Source organism: Geoglobus acetivorans, assembly GCF_039641995.1.
Taxonomy (GTDB): Archaea; Halobacteriota; Archaeoglobi; order Archaeoglobales; family Archaeoglobaceae; genus Geoglobus; species Geoglobus acetivorans.
The window spans coordinates 1,254,318-1,274,233 of record NZ_CP087714.1; the positions used below are offsets into that span (position 1 = coordinate 1,254,318).

Sequence of the window (19,916 nt, forward strand, 5' to 3'; positions counted from 1 at the left end):
CTCAATGGTTAAAAATTTAAATACGTTGCGAATGCCTACACATTATGTATTATTTCATTTACGTTACCGCTCCCACCGAAGATGAAGCAAAAAAGATTGCAAAGCATTTGCTTGAAAAAAAGCTCGTTGCATGTGTTAATTTCTGGAAAATAAAGTCAATGTACTGGTGGGAAGGGGAGATACAGGAAGATGGAGAATATGCAATGATCCTGAAGACCAAGGCTGAAAAATTCTCGGAAGTTAGGAATGAGATAAAGAAAATACACAGCTACACCACTCCATGCATTTGCGCGATCAGCATTGAGGAAGGCAATCTGGAGTTTTTAAGGTGGATTGATAGCATTGTGGAAGGATGAGGGGGAAAACAGCTACCTTTGGTCAGAGGAAGAGAGTGAGATATTCACACGACAGATGGAAGTTGCTTGCGGAGAAAAGAAAGATAGCCGAAGAAATCATGGACACCCTCGAGAGTCATGGAATACCCTCGATTGTTTACGGCTCCGTGGCAAGAGGGGATGTGAAAAAGAGCAGTGATGTTGACATTTTCATACCTCTCAACATTCCATCTTATAAGGTTGAACTGGCTTTAAGGGATTTCAGCATTCTGGAGCGACGGATAATACAGGCCACGCCGAATTATGCCATTAAAGGGGAGATTGCTCTTGACATGGCCAATGTGAGCTTCCCGCTTGTGAAGATGCGGGATAAGGAGCTTGACTTTTACAGGTTTGGTGGTTTTCTCGATCTTGATATGCTCAGGAGAGATGAGCGGGTTGCTGGAGTGGATAAGAGGCTCATGTTGATTGTTCCCGTGAAGGATGGTCATATGGAGATTCCCGCCAACGAGATGGACAAGAGTGAGCTTGCAGATTATCTCGGCGTTGGTATAGAGATTGTGGAGGAGAGATTCAGGGTTCTCGAGAGAAGGAGGGAGATTGGGCGAACTGGAGTGTTTGTAAATGAACCCGTTCCGGAATTTGAGAGTTTTGAGTCACATCTTTCTTCTCTCGCTCTTGAAAATGTCTTTCTGAGGAGGAGGATGAAACTTTTTTAAAACCTCTCTTCGGCTGAAAAGCGATGAGCGATATAATTCACTGGGCTGATGTTATTGCTGATAGGATTCTATCTGAAAAGGATAGTGTGAGGATAGCCACCGGAATAACTCCCAGCGGTCACATTCACCTCGGAAATCTGAGAGAGATGCTCACGGCAGATGCAATAAGGAGGGCGATAGACGAAAAGGGGGGTAAGGCTGAGATTGTTTACATTGCTGACACGTTTGATCCTCTGAGGAAGAGATACCCCTTCCTTCCTGAAGAGTATGAGAATTACGTGGGAATGCCCCTGAGCAGGATCCCCGATCCGGAGGGCTGTCACGGGAATTATGCAGAGCATTTTCTTCAACCGTTCCTCGAGTCTCTCGATATTCTCGGCATTCCTGTAACGTTGAAAAAAGCTCATGAGATGTATGAAAGCGGAGAGTACGCAGAAAAAACGAGGATCGCTCTTGAAAAGAAAGACGAAATTGCAGGAATCCTGAAAGAAGTGTCGGGCAGAGATGTTGAGGAGGGCTGGAGCCCGTTCATGCCTGTCTGCAAAAACTGTGGCAGGCTGAATTCCACAAGAGTTACGGGTTTCGACGGAGAAAAGGTGAGCTACGTCTGCAAGAGCTGCGGACATGAGGGGGAGAGCGATCTTACTGAGGGAAAGCTCGTCTGGAGGGTCGACTGGCCTGCAAGGTGGGGAATCCTCGGAATTAATGTTGAACCATTCGGAAAGGATCATGCTGCTGCTGGAGGCAGTTATGATACTGGAAAGAGAATAGCAAGGGAGATTTTTGGAATAGAACCTCCTTTCCCCATCGTCTATGAATGGATAAATCTAAAGGGCAAGGGAGCAATGAAGAGTTCGAAGGGCATAGTCGTTCCCGTCAGAGAGATGGTAGAGATTCTGCCTCCAGAGATTGTCAGATATATCATTATACGGTCAAAACCTGAAAGGCACATCGAGTTCGATCCTGGCATCGGTTTGCTGGATGTGGTGGATGAATTCGAAAATGCTTATCATCATGGAGATAGAAGTGTCGAGCTTTCTCTGGTCGAGAATGTTGTTTATTCTGATGTGCCCTTCAGGCATCTCTTGGTTGTCGGGCAGATTGCTGAATGGGACTTGGAAAAGGTATTGGAGATTCTGGAGAGAAATGGGCATAAAATTGATGAAGACCTCAGGAGAGATGTTGAAAGAAGGCTGAGGTATGCAAGAAAGTGGCTTGAAAAATACGCACCGGATAATCTCAAATTCTCTGTCAAAAAGAGCAGGGATGAGATCAAATCCGTGTTCAGCGATGACGAAAAGCGGTTTCTGAACGAGTTTGCTGAATCTCTTGGGGATAACATGGATGCGGAAAAACTACACAAGCTGGTTTATGAAGTCGCTCAGAAAGTCGGTATAAAGCCTGCAAAAGCTTTTCAGGCGATTTACAAGGCAATTCTCGATACAAAGCATGGTCCGAGGGCCGGCTATTTCCTGAGCTCCCTTGGAGTAGATTTCGTCAGAAAGAGGTTTATGGAAATATGAAGTTCAGAAGGATCGAAGCTGGCAGCTATTACTCCTATCTCTCTGAGGGGTGCAGGCTTTGCAGAAAAGGAGCCAAGATGGTCCTGTTTGTAACAGGGAGCTGCCCCCATAACTGTTTCTACTGCCCAATATCTGAGGACAGGCGTGGGAAGGACGTGGTCTTTGCGAATGAGCGTTTTGTGGAAAATCTTGACGACATCGTTGATGAGGCTCTGAGTATGTCGGCAGAGGGTGTTGCGATAACAGGAGGTGAGCCTTTATCAAATCCGGAAAGAGTGTATGAATTTCTTGAAGTCTTCTCGCATGCCGGATTGCACACCCACCTGTATACAAGCCTCCCCGTACGGGAGAGCATTATTTCAAAACTATCTGAGAAAGGGCTGGATGAAATAAGATTCCACCCTCCAGAGCTTGAAAATGCTGGAAAGTATGAAGCACCTCTGAAAGCAGCAAAGAAATCTGGAATTGAAGCTGGCTTTGAGGTCCCTGCTTTGAAATTTGATGAAGTCATCGTTAAAATTGTGAACGGGAATGATGTGTTTCTCAACGTAAATGAGCTCGAGTTCTCCGATTCCAATTACCGCAGGCTTATGGATTGGGGTTGGGAACCGGGGGACTTCTATCAGGCTCTCGGGAGCAGAGAGGTTGCTGATGAATACGCCCGGAAAGTGGATAAGTTTCACTTTTGCAGCGTGAAGTTCAAGGAAATAGCCCAGTTCAGGCGAAGGCTGATAAGAATGGCCTTCAATATGCCCGATTTTTACAGGGTTACAAGGGAAGGGACGGTGATATGTGGGCTGGTTGAAGGCGATAAAGACGAAATCAGAAAATTCTTAATCCGCATGAATGCCCAGTTTACTGAGGTTGATGAGGGCTTTGAAGTTGATATCGGTGTGGCTGAAAAGCTGAAGGACAGGTTTTATGCGTCGATTATTGAAAGGTATCCCACTGCAGAAAGGTTGATACTTGAAAAAGATCCGCTGAGGTGAGGACTTGAGGGCAGAGGAAATTGAAAGACGTTTGAGGAAGTATCTGGAAAGAGACAGGACAGGTGTGAGGAAGAGCCTCATAAAACTGCTCATTGAGGGCAGAAAATACACGACTGGAGAAATACACGAAATGCTGAAGGATCAGGGCTTCGAGTTAAACCCGAGGGGAGTTTCAGCAATGGTTGGACTCATGAGTGCGAGACTGGGTATTTTAAAGGTGGAGATGGGAGAAAAGAATAGGTACTGTCTCAAAAGCGAGTATCTTGACTTGGTTAAGAACGTTTTGATGGAGTATGATAGCAAAAATCTATGAGCTTAGATTGTGGAGGAATGTTAGGAAGGGGGAAATTCCCAGACATGTTGCGATAATAATGGATGGTAACAGAAGGTATGCCAGAAAGAGAGGCATGCCATCCCACATGGGTCATTTTTTTGGATCCAGGAAAGCCGAGAAGGTTCTGGACTGGTGCAGGGAAATCGGAGTCAGGGTTGTAACGCTCTACGCCTTTTCAACCGAGAACTTCAGGAGGAGCGAGGAGGAAAAGAGAAATATCTTTGATCTGTTCAGGAAGGAAATGAACAGACTCCTTGAAGACCCAAGAACGCACAGAAACCGGATGAGGGTAAGAGTTGTGGGATACAGAGGCATGCTTCCCGACGACCTTCTTGAGGTGATTGAGCGGGTTGAGCGAAAAACTGCAGGATATGACCGATTTTTCCTGAATATTGCCTTCGGTTATGGAGGTAGGCAGGAAATAATAGACGCGGTCAGGAATATACTCCGGAAGGTCAGGGAAGGGAAAATTAAGCCGAACGACATAGATGAGAGGTTGATATCACACCACCTCTACTCTGATAATGGTTACGAGAACGTGGATATCCTCATAAGGACCGGGGGAGAGCAGAGGCTTTCCAACTTCCTACCCTGGCAGTGTGCCAACAGCATAACGTATTTCGTTGATGTTTACTGGCCGGCCTTCAGGAAAATAGACCTTTTGAGAGCTATAAGAACCTGGCAGAGTTTGAGGGCGAGGTATTATAAAGCAATGGTGTGAGGTGATGGTCATGGATAGCAGGCTTAAATATGAATTCAGAAGAAAACTCGAGGAACTTGAAAAGTTTAAGGGTAGAGGTACCGAACTGATCACCCTTTACATTCCTCCTGATAAGAACATTGCGGATGTCTCCGCTCAGCTTAGAAATGAGCTCAGCCAGGCCCAGAACATAAAATCCAAGCAGACAAGGACGCACGTAACGGCTGGACTCGAAGCGATACTGCAAAGGCTGAAACTTTACAGAAAACCTCCTGAGAATGGAATGGTGATCATCAGCGGAGTTATTGACCTCGGAGGTGGAAGGGAGAAGCACATAACTGAGATCATTGAACCTCCTGAACCTGTACCCCTCTACAAGTATCACTGCGACTCGACATTCTACCTTGAACCTCTGAAAGAGATGCTGGCCGAGAAGAAGGTTTACGGGCTGATTGTGCTGGACAGGAGAGAGGCAGCGGTGGGCGTTCTCAGGGGCAAGAGAATAGAACTTCTTGCATACGCAACTTCCAACGTTCCTGGAAAGCACAGACAGGGTGGTCAGAGCAGTGTGAGGTTTGAGAGGCTCAGAGAGATAGCCATCCATGAATTCTACAAGAGAGTTGGCGACAAGGCAACGGAGGCTCTGCTTCCCTACAAGGAGGACCTGCTCGGGATTCTCATTGGAGGGCCCTCACCAACCAAGGAGGAGTTTTACGAGGGAGGTTACCTCCACCACGAGCTTCAGCAGAAGGTTATCGGGCTGTTTGACGTCAGTTATACCGATGAAAGCGGACTATACGAACTTGTGGAAAAGGCAAGCGATGCACTGCAGGAACTCGACCTGATGAGGGAGAAGAAACTGCTGAACAGGTTCATGAAGGAGGTTATAAAGGACGGGAATGCAGCTTATGGTGAAGAAGAAGTTAGAAAGTATCTGAGCCTGGGGGCTGTAGATACTCTGCTGGTTTCTGAAGACCTGAGGTATGAGAGGGTCAGGTACCGATGCCCTGTCTGCGGAGAGGAGAAAGAGGTAACCATAAAGGAAAATACTGATAAGGAAATGCTCTGTGAAAAGGATAACGTCAAGATGGAGGAAATCGAGAGGAAAGACGTCATTCTTGAGCTTGCCGAGCTTGCGGAGGCAAGCGGAGCTAAAGTGGAATTCATTTCAGGCGAGTCTGAAGAGGGGGCCATGCTTAAGAATGCATTTGGTGGTATTGCAGCCATTCTCAGGTACAAACCAGAGGGATGGTAATGTTCAGGCTGTTTTATGATGAGGTTAAAAAAGCAACCGGGATTGAAGATAAATTTCTGAGAGAAAGCGAGCATGCAGATCTTGCAAGCACAGTTGCGTTTAAACTTGCAAAAGAGCAGAAAAGAAAGCCTCAGGAAGTTGCCGAGGAGCTTGTGGAAGATTTTGAATTTTCTGGAGATTACATTGGTAAAATTGAGGTGGTCAATGGTTACATCAACTTCTTCGCCAGCGAGGAGTTTTTTGAGGATACCGTGAATGCCGTGCTGGATGAAGACTTTAAGTACGGGGGACTGAAGCTTGGAGGAGAGGTCCTTATAGAACACACGTCTGCGAACCCTGATGGGCCGCTGCATATCGGACACATTAGAAACTCCATAATTGGAGACACACTTGCCCGAATTTTCAGAAAGGCGGGCATTGATGTTGTGACCCAGTATTATGTTAATGACATGGGAAGGCAGGCCGCAATGGCCGTGCTGGGTGTTAAACGATATGGTCTCGGCGAAGGGAAACCTGATCACGAGGTTGCAAGGGCATACATAAGGATCAATGCAGATGCTGAGGAGGACGAGAGCATAAATCAGGATGTGGAGAAACTGATGATTGAGTACGAACAGGGAAATGAGGAGGTAATCCGGCTGTTCAGAGATGTGATCAGCAAGGCTCTTGAGGGCATAAAGGAAACGCTTGAGACGCTCAATGTTGAGCATGATGGATATGTATGGGAATCAGAGTTCATCAGGAATGGCTATGTTGACAGGATCTTTGAAATGCTTGAGGAAAAAGGGTTGCTTGAGCATGATGGAGTTCATTACATTGACATGAAGAAGTTCGGGTTTGACAAGGATGTTATACTCAGGAGGGAAAACGGGACAACTCTGTACATAACAAGAGACCTGGCATACCATCTCTGGAAGAATGAAAATTATGAGAGGTTTGTGAACATACTCGGAGCGGATCACAAGCTCATAGCAAACCAGCTTTCAGCAGTTCTTGAAGCTATCGGGCTTAAACCTCCAGAAACTGTGTTTTTTGAATTCGTATCCCTGCCGGAGGGGTCAATGAGTACAAGGAAGGGCAAGTTCATCTCGGCGGATGAGCTTATTGAAAAGACTCTGGTTGAGGCGAAGAAGATACTGGCCAACAGGGATTTTGATGCGGAGGAGAAAGAAAGGGTGGCAAGGGCTGTGGCGGTCGGTGCACTGAGGTTTGACTTCGTCAGGGTATCGCCGGAAAAGCCCATGACCTTCGACTGGAAAAAAGCTCTGGATTTTGAGAGGCAGACCGCAAGCTACATTCAGTACACTCATGCAAGGGCGTGCAGCATAATGCGGAAGGCAGTCGAGAATGGCTACGCTGACCTCGAATTCAGCTATGAGCACATGGATGAAGTGGAGAGGTCTCTGATTCTTCTCCTTTCGAAATTCTCGTATATGCTGGAAAAGGTCGTCAGCACCCTGAGGCCGAACGTGTTTGCCGAGTACGTTATGGATGTAGCAGAGAGATTCAATGATTTCTATCACAGAAATCCTGTTCTCGTTGAGGACAGTCATCTGAGGATGCACAGGCTTGCCATTGTTGATGCCACGAGGATCGTGCTGAGAAATGGTCTCGAGCTTCTTGGAATTGAGGCTCTGGAAAGGATGTAGAGCCTGCACCATCTTTATTTACTGTTTTTTGTAGCTCATTTTCCTTTCAGGTTCACTGCAGTTAAAGAAACCTTTATCTGCTCAGCGTTTTGAAAACCTTTCAGGTGGTTCTGTGCAGCGGAGTGTTCAGGTGTCTCTGAGCAGAGATCTTTCTTTTTTTGACATAACAATGATCGGAATTGCCGGGATGATAGGTGCCGGTATTTTTGCTTTAACGGGCATAGCAGCTGGAATTGCTGGGCCTGCAATACTGTTCGCTTTCCTTCTCAACGGGCTCATTGCGACGCTCACAGGCCTGGCGTACGCAGAGCTCGGCTCATCTCTCCCTCAGGCTGGAGGAAGCTACCTCTGGATAAAAGAAGCGATGGGCAAGTTTCCGGGATTTCTTGCAGGCTGGGTTGACTGGGCGGCCCATACAATCGCCTGTGCTCTTTACGCAGTCACGTTTGGAGCATTCTTTGCTGAACTTGTTATTGGTTTTGCAGGCATTTCCCTTCCGAGGCCAGCTCTGGCAAAACTCTCTGCTTTTTTGATGATCACCTTTCTTGCCTACGTCAATTACAAGGGTGCCAAAGAGAGCGGAAAGCTTGGCGGAATAGTGACCATCTTAAAGGTTATGATTCTGGTGGTTTTCGCGTTGTTCGGCATTTACAAAACATTCACGTACCCTGACTGGGTGGGGTCTTACACACCGTTCATGCCTAACGGAGTGTCGGGAGTTCTCGCGGCCATGGGTCTCACGTTCATAGCGTTCGAGGGCTTTGAGATAATTGTTCAGAGCGGAGAGGAGGTTAAGAATCCGGAGAGGAACATTCCGAAGGCCATAGTTGTCTCACTCTGGACTGCCGTCGCAATTTACATTCTGGTTGCATTCTCTCTGCTTGGAGCTGTGAAGGCAGAAGAACCGAGCTGGATGTTTCTCGGGAAGCTTGCTGAACTCAGTCTTGTGAGGGTTGCTGACGGAATAATGCCCTTTGGGGGCTACATGATTCTGGCGGGAGGTATAATCTCCACGATAAGTGCCATGAACGCAACGATTTATTCATCCTCGAGAGTCGTGTTTGCGTTAAGCAGAACCGGCTACCTCCACAGAATTTTTTCAGACATAAATCAGAAGACCAGAACCCCCCATTACGCAATATTTTTCAGCTACCTTATTGTTGCTGTCTCTTCTCTGGCACCTATTGAAACCGTGGCGTCTGCTGCAAGCTTCATGTTCATAATTCTGTTCATCCTTGTCAACCTGTCCCTCGTGGTTCTCAGACTGAGACGTCCGGATATAAAGAGGAGCTTTAAACTCCCTCTGGCCCACGTTCTGTCCATTGTGGCAATAGTTTCCCAGCTTGTGGTTTCATACTATCTGATAACTCAGCTGGAACACGGCCTGCTTGTATTTGCCATAACGCTTGCCTGGATATTCCTCGGGGCATTTGTTTATTTTGCATATTCTGAAAAAGAGATGGAGAAGAGAATTCAGGAGGAACTTGTTACCGTTTACTCAGAAGCTCCCGTTGAAAGAAAGGAGTTTACGATTCTTGTACCTGTTGCAAATCCGGTTATAGCAAAAAAGCTTGTCAGGTTTGCTGAGATTGTCGCCAGGCAGAGGGATGGGGCTGTAATCGTTATGAGTGTTGTTAAAGCTCCAATGCAGACACCACCTTCTGCACTGAGGAATGAGGTTAAGGAGGCGAAGGAACTCGTTGAGAACCTCATATCTGGCCTCACTGTACCCTCTGGAGGGGTTGTTAAGGTCGGACACAATATTGCTGAGGCTGTGATAGCTGCTGCGGAGGAAGTCGATGCGGATCTGATTGTCATGGGCTGGAGAGGAAGGACGTTCAGAAAGGACGCGGTGCTGGGCAGCACGATTGACCCTGTCCTGATGAAGGCTGCATGCGACGTCATCGTCGTCCGCTTTGAGTATGGCGAGCACGTCCCCGACTTCAAGACGATTCTCATCCCGGCTGCCGGTGGCCCGCACGTCGAACTCGCCTGCGAAATAGCAGGAAACATTGCGAGGGAAAGACACGGGATGGTAAAGCTGATTCACGTTGGTAGATCTGCTGAGGAGAGGAAAAAGGCGGAGAAGGTGTTTGAAAAGCTCGTTGAAATGCTTGAGGGTATAGATGTTGAGACGGAGTACGTGGTGGACAGCGATCCTGCCCTGAGAATTGCCAGAGAATCTGAAAAATTTGATCTGACAATTATAGGGGCGAGCGAGAGGACCTTCCTGTACAACTTTCTGAGGGGTCTGTTCCCCGAAAAAATAATTGAGAACACTGACAGATCTGTGGCCGTAACGAGAAAATGGGTGAGGTTCGTTAAGTGATCAGTAATTGTGGACAACTCTGTAGTGGTCTGGCCTCGGGCAGTATATCTCTCCTCTTTCTCTCATTTTTATCAGCAGTTCTCTTGTTTTGACTTTGTCTATTCCCTGCTTCTCAGCCTCATCGAAAATCTGTTCCTCCGGGACTCCCTTCTCGTACTCCTTTTCAAGCTCCTCGATTATCTTTTTCAGGACCATTATTCTGTCTCTCTGTGTTTTTGATGTGCCGGAATACGCATAGTCTATGTCGATCTCTCCTGTCTCAGGATCCATTGCTATCTGTTCAAGGCTCTTCCTTATTATTCTGATTACTCTCTCAACGTCCTCTACCTCGACTCTGTCGGAAAGTCTGATTCTTGCAGATGCTTCGGCAAGCCTTATAAGTGCCTCAAGCTGCCTTGCTGTTATCGGAACGGGGGAATTTTCCTTGGCTTTTCCCCTCATTCCCACGTAGAACTCAACTATTCTTCTCTCAGCTTCCTCTGTCAATACCGGAAAAACTGTCCTTTTGGCGTAGGCAACGTATTTCCTGAGCAGATCGGGCTCTATTGCCGGTGTAACCTTCTGAATCTCAGCTTCAAGACTCTGTCTTGTGTATTCGCTTGAAACATTCTTCATTTTTTCGAGCTTTTCCCCGAGTTTGTGGGTTTTCAGTATGTGGGTGGCAAGGGCTTTGTCCCTTTCGACGTCGGGGTCATCTGTAAGGACGAAAGTCAGGTCAAATCTGGACATGAGGGTTGGAGATAGATTTATCTGTTCGGCTATTGGCTGATATTTGTCGAATCTACCATACTTTGGGTTTGCAGCTCCGAGGAGGGCACATCTTGCCTTCAGGACGGCATTGATGCCCGCCTTTGCAACGCTGATCGTCTGCTGTTCCATTGCCTCGTGCAGAGCGCTTCTGTCTTCAGCTCGCATCTTGTCTATTTCGTCCACCAGCGCGATACCCTTGTCTGCAAGAACGAGCGCACCGGCTTCAAGGGTCCACCTGCCATCGACCTCATCTCTCACAGCAGTTGCCGTCAGTCCGGCTGTCGTTGTTCCCTTTCCTGTGGTGTAAACACTTCTCGGCGCAATCCTGTGAACATACCTCAAAAGCTGAGACTTTGCAACTCCCGGGTCTCCCACGAGGAGGATGTGGATATCTCCTCTGATCTCCGTTCCATCCGGGAGCCTTTTGGGCACACCTCCAAAAAGCTGGAGAGCTATTGCGAGCTTTATGTCCTCGTATCCGTAAATCGAGGGTGCGATACTACCGACTATTTTTTTGTAGATTCCCTCGTCCTCAGCAAGTTCCAGAATTTTCTTTTTGTCCTCTTCCGTTATCTCGAATTCTTCGTACTCCTGCTGCAGAATCTCTATTGAATTTCCCTCGATGAAGAGATCCATGTGGGTCAGCTTTTTCATCCCCTGGCCTCTCGGATTGGCCCTTACGATGCCGTTTATCACCACTCTGTCACCGGGGTTTATGATTCCTGAAATATCTCCCTCCAGGTAAACGTCGATGCTCTGCGGCTGTTCTCCACCCTTCAGATTTTCTGGATATTCCTGGATTTTTATTCTCTGGCTGTCTATAAGCACGCTCTCTTCTGGCACAAACGTGAAGCGTTTGGATTTGCACGCTGGACACTCGTAAGGGGGCTTCAGAACACCCTCTTCCTGATATACTCTGACCTTCTTGCCGCAGTTGCCGCAGAAGTATGCTGCCTCAACGATTTTAGGCCTTACTTCCGTAACCTTTCTCACTATTCCCTCTATTGCCACGAACTTGGATATGTGCTCTGCTCTCAGGTCTCTTATCAGAATTCTCCTTGCGAGCGGGAGGTTGAAAAATCTGGGAATGCAGTTCTCGAGTTTAACATCGTAAATGTTGTCTGTAAGCTCAATTCCTCTTCTGGCATCGTCGATTACCTTGTCTGGATTTGAAAAAAGCTCCTCTGCAAGAGTACCCTCCTTGAAGATTGTGAGGTGTGACAAGACATCCACGTTTATGCTTCTGACCCCAAAACTCCCGGTTGAAATTCTCCCGGCTATTTTGTTAAGTTCATCCTGGTAGTAATTCTGAAAGAACTCTCTCCAGATTGCGGGACTGCTCAGCATGGTATCTACCTGTGTGAGGGGACGGAGTATTAATCGATTGTGGATGCATAATTTTATAATAAGCCCCAAATTAATATGAACGAAAATCTGGCAGACTCGGTTTCATAGCATTTGCATTCATTCGAAACCTCTGAGGAATGCTCTCACGTTTTTCCCGAGAACCGCATGATTGTACCCGCCTTCAAGCACCGCAAATCTTCTGCCATCGCACCGATCCTCGGGATACTCCTTCAGTATTTTGCCTATCTCTGTGTAGTCCTCCCTGTCGAGAATACCTCCCCAGTCCTCTTTTGCTCGATCGAATCCGGCAGAAGCGGCAACAATATCGTATTCAGCGCTTTCAAGAAACTCTGCAATGCCGTTAACATCTCCACCTTTCATGTGAAAGTAACTCACCCTTTCATCATCCCTGAATGTGTTCGCAGTTCCATCACCAAAATGCAGGTCGAAGTCCACGACTGCTGCTCGCTCTATCTTTTCCCGGATGGTGAGCTTTCTCACTGCTATTGCAATGTTGTTGAAATAGCAGAAACCCCATGAGCTGTCGGGGCTTGCATGATGGCCTGGAGGGCGTACGGCGGCAAAAGCCGGCTCTTCAAATGCAATCTCCGAGGCAAGAATTGCCCCACCCGCTGCCAGTATAGCCACATCGTAAACTCCTGTTTCGTTCCTGACCCACTCATAATGCCGTTCGGTGTGGACAAGAAGAATGTCTTCTTTTTCAGCCTTTTCAGGCTCCACGATCTCGTAGTCTTTCAGTTCGCTTATTATTGCTTCCATTCTACCCTCTTCAGCAGCGGGGTCTGCAGTGTAGACTCTGTAAAATTCGGGGTGAAACACGATTTTCATAATGTTGATCTGCTCTTGTGTTTACTAAACCTTTCCCGATAACCTTAACGAAAACGAAAGTGTTATCTAACTTTCTCCACGTTTCAAGGTCATGACCTGGCTTTCAGAGCTTGTCGGCTCTGAAGAGGTTTCTTCTATTGAGCTTCTGAAGTGGTTCAGGGATAATTCGAGGGGGGTTGCATGCACGAGATGCGGGGCAGACTTTGAAAAGGTTGTGTGGTATCTTGATTACAGGGACGGGGAAGATATAAAGGTGAAGGACAGAGGAAATGTCGGAGTATTTGTTGTTTGCTGCGCCTGTGGAAAGGAGATCCCGATCAAAGAACTGTTCGGTAACTGATTGCTTGTCTTTCCCTGTTTTTTGCAGATCGGAAAACTTTAATTATTAATTCTTCACTTTTTGCGAAACCTCTAAATATGCACTTCACGAGACTCGTTTTATGGACCGAATTTCTGTGCTTGTTTCCAATGTCCAGAAGCCTGCCAGATTGAGCATAGAAAGGGCTGTTCTCTACACCGAGTCCATGAAGGAGAGTGAAGGGGAACCTATGCCCGTAAGGCAGGCGAAGGCTTTGAGGCACGTTCTCGAGAACATCCCTATTCAGATTCTGCCTGGAGAGATTGTTGTCGGAACGATGCTTCCCGATCCTCCTGGGGCAATTCTTTTTCCGGAAGGCGTTGGTCTGAGGATAATAAACGACCTTGAAAGCCTCCCAGAGAGGGAGAGCAACCGGCTGATGGTGAGTGAGGAAGATGCGAGAGTTCTTGTGGAGGAAATAGCCCCGTACTGGGAGAGCAGGAACATTGAGGCCTTCGCGTCAAGGCTGATGCCGGATATAATGGAGGTCATGCTTTCAGGCTCGCTCTTCGTTCTCACGGAGCTGGCCGGAATATCGCATGTTGCCGTGAACTATCCCTATCTGCTCAGGAGGGGCTTCAGGTGGTTCGTGGAGGAGAGCGAGAGGAGAATAGCCGAGATCAGGGAGAGCGGGTGTGAAGATGCAAGAAAGCTCGTTTTTTACGAGGCCGCAAAAATCGCTGCTGAGGGGATAATCAGATTTGCTGAAAGGTATGCCGAGCTTGCGAGGAAGATGGCCGAGGACGAGGATGACGAGTCGCGGAGAGAGGAACTCCTGAAGGTTGCGGAGATCTGCGAGAAAGTTCCTGCTAAACCGCCAGAAAGCTTCCACGAGGCGGTGCAGTTCGTCTGGTTCGTTCAGTGCGCTCTCCATCAGGAGAACTACGAGCAGGGAATATCCATGGGCAGGATAGATCAGTATCTGCTGCCATACTACCTGAGGGATGTCAGGGAGGGGAGGCTCAGCAAAAGGGAAGCTTTCGAAATCCTCGCGAACCTGTGGGTGAAGCCCAACGAAATCGTTCCCCCATTCGACTCGCTCTTAGAGCTCTACTTCTCCGGACAGGCCACGAACCAGGCCCTGACGATTGGCGGTGTGGACAGCAGCGGTAATGATGCGACCAACGAGCTGTCATACCTCATGCTTGAGGTTACCGAGGCAGTCCCCCTGAGGCAGCCCAACGTCCACGTCAGGGTAAGCTCGAAAACTCCCGACGACTTTCTGAGGAAGCTTGCCGAAATCATAGCCGAGGGGAAGAACAACGTGGGAATATTCAATGACGAGACAGTCTTCAGAGCGCTCAGGTTTGCGGGGGTTGAGGAGGGCGATGCGTGGAACTACTCCACGGTTGGCTGTGTGGAGATCTCACCGTTCGGAAATGCCTTCACGTCGAGCGATGCCGCGCTGATAAACGTTGCAAAGGCTCTGGAGTATACTCTCAACAGCGGGCAGGACATGGTCTTCGGCTACGAGTTTGGCGTGAAGTCTGAGAGAAGCCTGAAAACCCTTGAGGACGTGATCACCGCATTCAGGGAGCAGCTCGCCCACATCGTGGGGCTTGTCGTTACAGGCTCTAACATTCTTGAGTATGCGAACGCCTGCGTGAAGCCGACACCCCTGCTCTCCCTCTGCGTAGAGGACTGCTTTGAGAGGGGTATGGATGTAACCGAGGGAGGGGCGAAGTACAACTTCACCGGAATTCAGGCTGTGGGCATTGCGGATGTTGCTGACTCTCTTGCTGCAATAGAGCATGCGCTGAAGAAGGGCTACACGCTTGAGGAAATCATAGAGGCATGCAGGAGCGACTTTGATGGGTATGAGGAGCTGCAATCAATCCTGCTCAGCGCTCCCAAGTATGGGAATGATGGCGAGGCTGACAGGTACGCGAGGATGGTTCTTGAGATGTACTGCGATGAGGTTGCAAGGTACAGAAACTTCAGGGGCGGGAGGTTCACCGCTGGCTGCTATCCGATGACCACAAACGTGGCCTTCGGTTTCATGACCTCTGCACTGCCATCGGGCAGGAAGCAGGGAACGAGCCTGAACAGCGGAGTAGCTCCATCAACGGGAATGGACAGGGAGGGTGTGACGGCGGCGATAAAGTCCGCGAGCAAGATCAACTACGAGAAGCTCTCGAACGGGGCATCTTTTACGGTCAACCTTGACTCCGGAATCCTCGGGAGCAAGGGAGAGGGTGTGATCAGGGCACTAATCAGGAGCTTCGTCGAGCTCGGAGGAATGCACATCCAGTTCAACGTTCTTAACGAAAACGTGCTGAGGAAGGCTCAGGAGGAGCCTGAGAAGTACAGGTGGCTGCTCGTCAGGGTTGCAGGTTGGAGTGCTTACTTCGTGGAGCTTTCGAGAAACGTTCAGGACGAACTGATCGCAAGGATCTCCTGCAGGCTGTGAGCATGAAGGGAAGAATATTCAGAATCCAGAGGTTCTCCATCCACGATGGCCCCGGTATAAGGACGACTGTCTTTCTCAAGGGCTGCCCTCTCCGCTGTGTGTGGTGCCACAATCCGGAATCGCAGAGGTTCGAGGCTGAGCTGGCCTACAAGAGCGAGAGGTGCACCTCATGCCACAGATGCGTGGCCGCATGCCCTGTGGGCGCGGTAAGGCCGACCTCTTTGAGAGTAGAGGTGGACAGAAACTCCTGCAACGGCTGTGGCGAGTGTGTGAAAGCGTGCAGAAATGGGGCCCTGTTCCTCTACGGGCAGGATGCTGAGCCGTCTGAGGTTCTGGAAGAGGTCAGGAAGGATACTGTTTTTTACAGGAATTCCGGAGGAGGTGTTACCTTTTCTGGAGGGGAGCCATACTCCCAGCCCGGTTTTCTTCTGGAGATGCTCAGGCTGTGCAGAGATGAGGGAATAAGCACCGCCGTCGATACATCGGGACACGCGCCCTGGAAAAGCATCGATGCAACTCTCGAACTCGTTGACCTCTTTCTTTACGACCTCAAGGATTATGACAGCCAGAGACACAGACGGCTTACGGGCGTGGGGAACGAGATCATTCTGGACAATCTGAGGAGGCTTCTTCTCACATCAGATGTTGTGATCAGGGTTCCATTCATCCCCTCATACAACTTTCAGAGCCCTGAAGACTTTAACGGCTTTCTCAATTTGCTGCTGAGGCTTGATGCTGAGAGGGTGGATGTGCTGCCCTACCACTCACTTTCGAGGGACAAGTACAGGTGGCTCGACAGGGAGTTCTTCGAGGTTGGGAACGGGCCCGATTACAGAAAGTTCGTGGAAATGCTGAGAGAGGCCGGGATTGATGTGAGTGTGGGAGGTTACTTTTGATGGATGGCCAGTGCAGGCTTTACCACCCACTCCCGTATTTTTCGTCGATCTGGTTTTTCAGAGAGTATCCTTCAAACGTGTCGGAATGTCTGTAAATCCTTTTTTCCAGGAGTTCAAGCGTAAAGAACTCCGTGATGGTATCATTCTCAAAAACAGTCCTGGGTCTGACGTCCAGTGTTTCCGGAAGATGAAATTCTTCGGGCACCTCGTCAATTATCTCATGCAACCCCCATTTCAGTTCATACCAGAGCGCACCAAACTCGTCCATCTCCCGCAAAAAAATCGATGCCTGAATGTACGATTCTGGAGAGCGATCTCCGTCGAGAACCCTCGAAGGCGGAAGTGCTTTTTCGGGCTTTGGTGTGCCGACTTCGTCAAGCTTCATGCACTCCTCGACTTCTGGAAAATGTCCTTCAGGGACAGCCCAGACCACGCCCTTTCCCTGCAACCCCTTCCTGAACATGTAGGCAATAAGCTCATAACCTCTTTTTATTTTCAGTTTGCTGAATAGCCTCAAAACATCCATGGGACTGACAGGCGACTTCTGCCAGCCGCTCTTTGCTGGCACTCTCCACAGGTCTTCAGCATCCATGTGGAGTTTTTGAAGTTTCCTTGCTGAAAAACAGAATATTTCTTTCTCTTTGTTCAAACTACCATCTCCTGGTTGCTTGGGATATTCTCAATCTGATTCTGGAAGTATATATCCTTTCGCCATTATTTGAATTGGAGGAAGTTGTGTACTGTTGGTGAAATGAGGGCTGAACCTGAAGTAAATTCATCTGACATTGATTTCACAATTAGACTTCTCGTTGAGGTTAGACGGTTTCGCAAGACTTACCAATATGGGTGGACAAGGTCATAAAGATAGCGGAGAGATGTCTGGGTTGGATCAGGGGACTTAGATTGGAGTTGCTCAAGCAAGAAGCCGGGCCATGTTTTCATCAAGGTATGCGAGAGGGGAAGGGAGGAAGAGATGACACCCCGTTCCTCATGCTCGACATGGCCAAGCTGATCAGTGAGAACTGCTGGACACCTCACGTACGGGTAAGTACTACTACTCAATCATTGACAGGATCGAGATGGGACTGCCGCTCTCGGCCCTGAAGGGTCGTGGAGTTTTTGCTCTCGCTATGATATCTCAGGAAGAGACGAAAAAAAGTTGTGGAGGAATGTGGGTCAGTCCTAATCTCTCGTAAATTTCTTAGTCTCTTCATTATAGCCATTTAGAGTTTGAAGTCTATCCAACCACTATTCGGATGGAGTCTCTCTTTGTTTAGGAACAATATCCCCTCAACTGCCCACTTCCTTTTGAATTTCTGTTACAACCTTTTTTAGAGTCTCCTTTAATTTTTCCCAACCTTTTTCGTTATCTTCATACTTGAAATATCTAAGATGCCTTAAATCGAATGGAACATCGTCTTCACTCTGCGTTATAATTATGACATTTTTCCCCAATGTGTGCGCAATCCCTAATTCGTAGAATACGTTTGGATTTCTTCCAGTTACATCAGCCAAAATTATTTCGGCTTTGTTTATATACTCCCAAATTTGTTCGATCACAGGTCCTGGCTCGAAAATGTCGTCAGCTTTTACAACTTTAAAGCCCACTTCTTCCAGAGCTAGTTTTATAATATTTTCAAATATCCTATAAAACTGAGTCTTAAAGGGAATAAGCACGAAGCATAAGTCTTTTTCAACTTGAAAACCTCGACCGTGGAAAATCGGATCGACTAGTATGCATTTAGTCTCTTGTGGCAAATTGAAGATTGAGATTTGCTCTTGAGTTTTGGTTGTAGCTCTAAGAAGTTCACCGTTTTCATTTATTATTAATCCAAATTTTTCGGTGAGAAATACATTAAATTCGTCTATAATGTCCTTTATTTTATTTTTACATTCAGGTCTTCGGATTGCTTCTTGTATGAGTGCTCTTATAAATCTCAAGATTTGCTGATCTGAAGCACTAATTAAAGCATTGTATATTGTTTCTCGTCGTCGTCCAGTCGGTTCTACTATTTTTTTCATAGAGCGTCTTGCAATCGACACAAAACCTCTGTCAGTTATGTAACAGTAATCTGTGAAACACTCGTAGATTATATCAGCCAAAATCATTTTGTCATTGTCATTTAACTTATTAGTAGGCAATAACTTATCAGACAATGGCAACTCAGCCATCCTCGATCCCCCGTCTTCAAAAACTTATCCCTTTTCTTCCACCCCTTTCTTTGTAGACTCTCTTCGAGGTTACAGACACCCCATTACTTTGGATAAACAATCAGCTCAATGTTTTTGGCCAAAGCGGAATTGCTGTGGTGACTCCTTTTCTGTGGGTCGTAGTAGTAGAGCACAACGTAGGGGTACATGCTGGCGTATTTCGTCGCTTGACCGATGCCGCGATCAGCATCACCTGAGCCCCGTATGTACTTCAGCTCAACCGCCACAGCACCTCCAACGACGATATCTGGTTGCGTCGTTTTCCCTTTTGAGACTGCTATCGTCTGCGGCACCACCTCTATTTTCTTGTTCTCAAACTTCCCCTGCAGGAGTCCGAGAACGTATAGTTCGAGTTCGTCTTCGTTCTTTACCTTGGGCGGTGTGATTTTCCTCAAAAGCTTGACGATCTCTCTGAAAACCTTTGAAGCGTCAACATCCTGCTCACGCTTCTTCTGTTTTGCCTCTGTCTTAGGCCTAACGTCTTTTTTCTTTTCTTTTGGCCCGATCTCCGATTCGAGAACCTTGGCCAAGTCAGACGGTCTGGTACTTGAAACAATCAGGCTGATCAGCTCGTCTTTGTTCCCGGAGACTGGCAGACCGAAAATTCGTGAGATTTCCTTCAGCTGATCTTTTTTCAATTGTGATAGGATTTCTGCTGCATTTTTGCGGGTCAGTCTGGCCATCGGTCACACCTCTACATAAATGTAAAGTATTATCTGTTTATGGTTGAAACCTTACTTAAAAGTTACTGATTAGTTCTAACACGATTAACTTACTTCTTGTCCGGGCGTAAAAATTCTTCAGCTTCTCTCTCAAACTTCTTCTCTTCAGAAACACCTTCCTTGTAAACTCTTTCTATCCCCTCCAACAGCTCCAGTATGCGCTTTCCGGTTGGCGTTAGGATATATCCTTTCCTGTTCATGCCTTTCCGTGTATTTACCAATAGCTTCTTCTATAAACTCATTTTTTATAAACCAGTCAACACAATCGTTAAAATTTGATTTTGGAAAAGAACACACTTTGAAGGGCCTTGGATAGTTTATGGTGTGGGTGAAAATCCATAGTCACCGTCCTCCCGCGGAAAATAAGAAATTGAACCCCTCAGTTGAAGTCATCATGACAAAAAAGTCAGAGGTACTCGGTCTTCTTGAGGGTAAGGATCCGAACTTGAGGTAAGAGAGCCAGGGCCCGGATTCGAACCGGGGTAAAGCGGATCTGCAGTCCGCCGCATAGCCCCTCTGCCACCCTGGCCTACACAACAC

At 47.7% G+C, this 19,916-nt stretch carries 18 protein-coding genes and 1 tRNA gene; 12 read left to right on the forward strand and 7 right to left on the reverse strand.

Annotation, left to right across the window (positions count from 1 at the left end; translation table 11 throughout):
* The first annotated feature begins 44 nt into the window (after positions 1–44).
* The 9 genes from cutA to LPQ35_RS07410 all read left to right on the forward strand — a co-directional run bounded on the left by cutA (position 45) and on the right by LPQ35_RS07410 (position 9,833).
* Positions 45–356 (forward strand): divalent-cation tolerance protein CutA, encoded by a 312-nt coding sequence (cutA, locus tag LPQ35_RS07370; RefSeq protein WP_193808220.1) that lies wholly within the window; start codon positions 45–47, stop codon positions 354–356.
* The gene (locus tag LPQ35_RS07375; RefSeq protein ID WP_193808221.1) at positions 353–1,054 is read left to right on the forward strand and encodes a nucleotidyltransferase domain-containing protein; all 702 of its coding nucleotides are present in this window, start codon (positions 353–355) and stop codon (positions 1,052–1,054) included. Before cutA ends, LPQ35_RS07375 begins: the two co-directional genes overlap by 4 nt.
* 23 nt (positions 1,055–1,077) lie before the next feature.
* Complete coding sequence (gene lysS / locus LPQ35_RS07380) at positions 1,078–2,577, forward strand: lysine--tRNA ligase (RefSeq protein ID WP_193808222.1); 1,500 nt, start codon at positions 1,078–1,080, stop codon at positions 2,575–2,577.
* Positions 2,574–3,566: a radical SAM protein gene (locus LPQ35_RS07385; protein WP_193808223.1), complete on the forward strand. Its 993-nt coding sequence runs from the start codon at positions 2,574–2,576 to the stop codon at positions 3,564–3,566. The genes lysS and LPQ35_RS07385 overlap by 4 nt, the downstream gene beginning before the upstream one ends.
* A 4-nt stretch (positions 3,567–3,570) precedes the next feature.
* On the forward strand, positions 3,571–3,879 hold the full coding sequence (locus LPQ35_RS07390) for a DUF2551 domain-containing protein (protein WP_193808224.1): 309 nt from the start codon (positions 3,571–3,573) through the stop codon (positions 3,877–3,879).
* Positions 3,860–4,621, forward strand: a complete 762-nt coding sequence (uppS, locus tag LPQ35_RS07395; protein ID WP_193808225.1) for a polyprenyl diphosphate synthase — start codon at positions 3,860–3,862, stop codon at positions 4,619–4,621. Before LPQ35_RS07390 ends, uppS begins: the two co-directional genes overlap by 20 nt.
* A gap of 10 nt (positions 4,622–4,631) precedes the next feature.
* A complete protein-coding gene (gene prf1 / locus LPQ35_RS07400; RefSeq protein WP_193808226.1) occupies positions 4,632–5,855 on the forward strand; it encodes a peptide chain release factor aRF-1 in 1,224 nt (407 codons plus the stop codon).
* Entirely contained in the window at positions 5,855–7,504 is a 1,650-nt protein-coding gene (gene argS / locus LPQ35_RS07405) for an arginine--tRNA ligase (protein WP_193808227.1), read from the forward strand. Before prf1 ends, argS begins: the two co-directional genes overlap by 1 nt.
* Positions 7,505–7,616: 112 nt before the next feature.
* Positions 7,617–9,833 (forward strand): amino acid permease, encoded by a 2,217-nt coding sequence (locus LPQ35_RS07410; protein ID WP_193808228.1) that lies wholly within the window; start codon positions 7,617–7,619, stop codon positions 9,831–9,833.
* Here the strand turns inward: LPQ35_RS07410 and LPQ35_RS07415 are convergent, their stop codons facing one another.
* On the reverse strand, positions 9,834–11,930 hold the full coding sequence (locus LPQ35_RS07415) for an ATP-binding protein (RefSeq protein ID WP_193808229.1): 2,097 nt from the start codon (positions 11,928–11,930) through the stop codon (positions 9,834–9,836).
* Positions 11,931–12,047: 117 nt separating this feature from the next.
* The gene (locus LPQ35_RS07420) at positions 12,048–12,779 is read right to left on the reverse strand and encodes a histone deacetylase family protein (protein ID WP_193808230.1); all 732 of its coding nucleotides are present in this window, start codon (positions 12,777–12,779) and stop codon (positions 12,048–12,050) included.
* A gap of 91 nt (positions 12,780–12,870) precedes the next feature.
* Here LPQ35_RS07420 and LPQ35_RS07425 point away from each other — a divergent pair, with 91 nt between their 5' ends.
* The 3 genes from LPQ35_RS07425 to LPQ35_RS07435 all read left to right on the forward strand — a co-directional run bounded on the left by LPQ35_RS07425 (position 12,871) and on the right by LPQ35_RS07435 (position 16,443).
* Positions 12,871–13,119 (forward strand): hypothetical protein, encoded by a 249-nt coding sequence (locus tag LPQ35_RS07425; protein ID WP_193808231.1) that lies wholly within the window; start codon positions 12,871–12,873, stop codon positions 13,117–13,119.
* Between the two features lie 100 nt (positions 13,120–13,219).
* The gene (locus LPQ35_RS07430; protein ID WP_193808232.1) at positions 13,220–15,547 is read left to right on the forward strand and encodes a formate C-acetyltransferase/glycerol dehydratase family glycyl radical enzyme; all 2,328 of its coding nucleotides are present in this window, start codon (positions 13,220–13,222) and stop codon (positions 15,545–15,547) included.
* Between the two features lie 2 nt (positions 15,548–15,549).
* Positions 15,550–16,443, forward strand: a complete 894-nt coding sequence (locus tag LPQ35_RS07435) for a glycyl-radical enzyme activating protein (RefSeq protein ID WP_193808233.1) — start codon at positions 15,550–15,552, stop codon at positions 16,441–16,443.
* 19 nt (positions 16,444–16,462) lie between these two features.
* Here LPQ35_RS07435 and LPQ35_RS07440 read toward each other — a convergent pair whose 3' ends face one another.
* The 5 genes from LPQ35_RS07440 to LPQ35_RS07460 form a co-directional block, all read right to left on the reverse strand.
* Complete coding sequence (locus LPQ35_RS07440) at positions 16,463–17,092, reverse strand: hypothetical protein (RefSeq protein ID WP_346297604.1); 630 nt, start codon at positions 17,090–17,092, stop codon at positions 16,463–16,465.
* A gap of 641 nt (positions 17,093–17,733) precedes the next feature.
* Positions 17,734–18,615, reverse strand: coding sequence for a hypothetical protein (locus tag LPQ35_RS07445; RefSeq protein ID WP_193808234.1), 882 nt, complete (start codon positions 18,613–18,615; stop codon positions 17,734–17,736).
* Positions 18,616–18,698: 83 nt separating this feature from the next.
* Positions 18,699–19,337, reverse strand: a complete 639-nt coding sequence (locus LPQ35_RS07450; RefSeq protein ID WP_193808235.1) for an SAP domain-containing protein — start codon at positions 19,335–19,337, stop codon at positions 18,699–18,701.
* 89 nt (positions 19,338–19,426) lie between these two features.
* On the reverse strand, positions 19,427–19,576 hold the full coding sequence (locus LPQ35_RS07455) for a hypothetical protein (RefSeq protein ID WP_193808236.1): 150 nt from the start codon (positions 19,574–19,576) through the stop codon (positions 19,427–19,429).
* Between the two features lie 257 nt (positions 19,577–19,833).
* Positions 19,834–19,905 (reverse strand) — tRNA-Cys (locus tag LPQ35_RS07460).
* Positions 19,906–19,916: the final 11 nt, after the last annotated feature.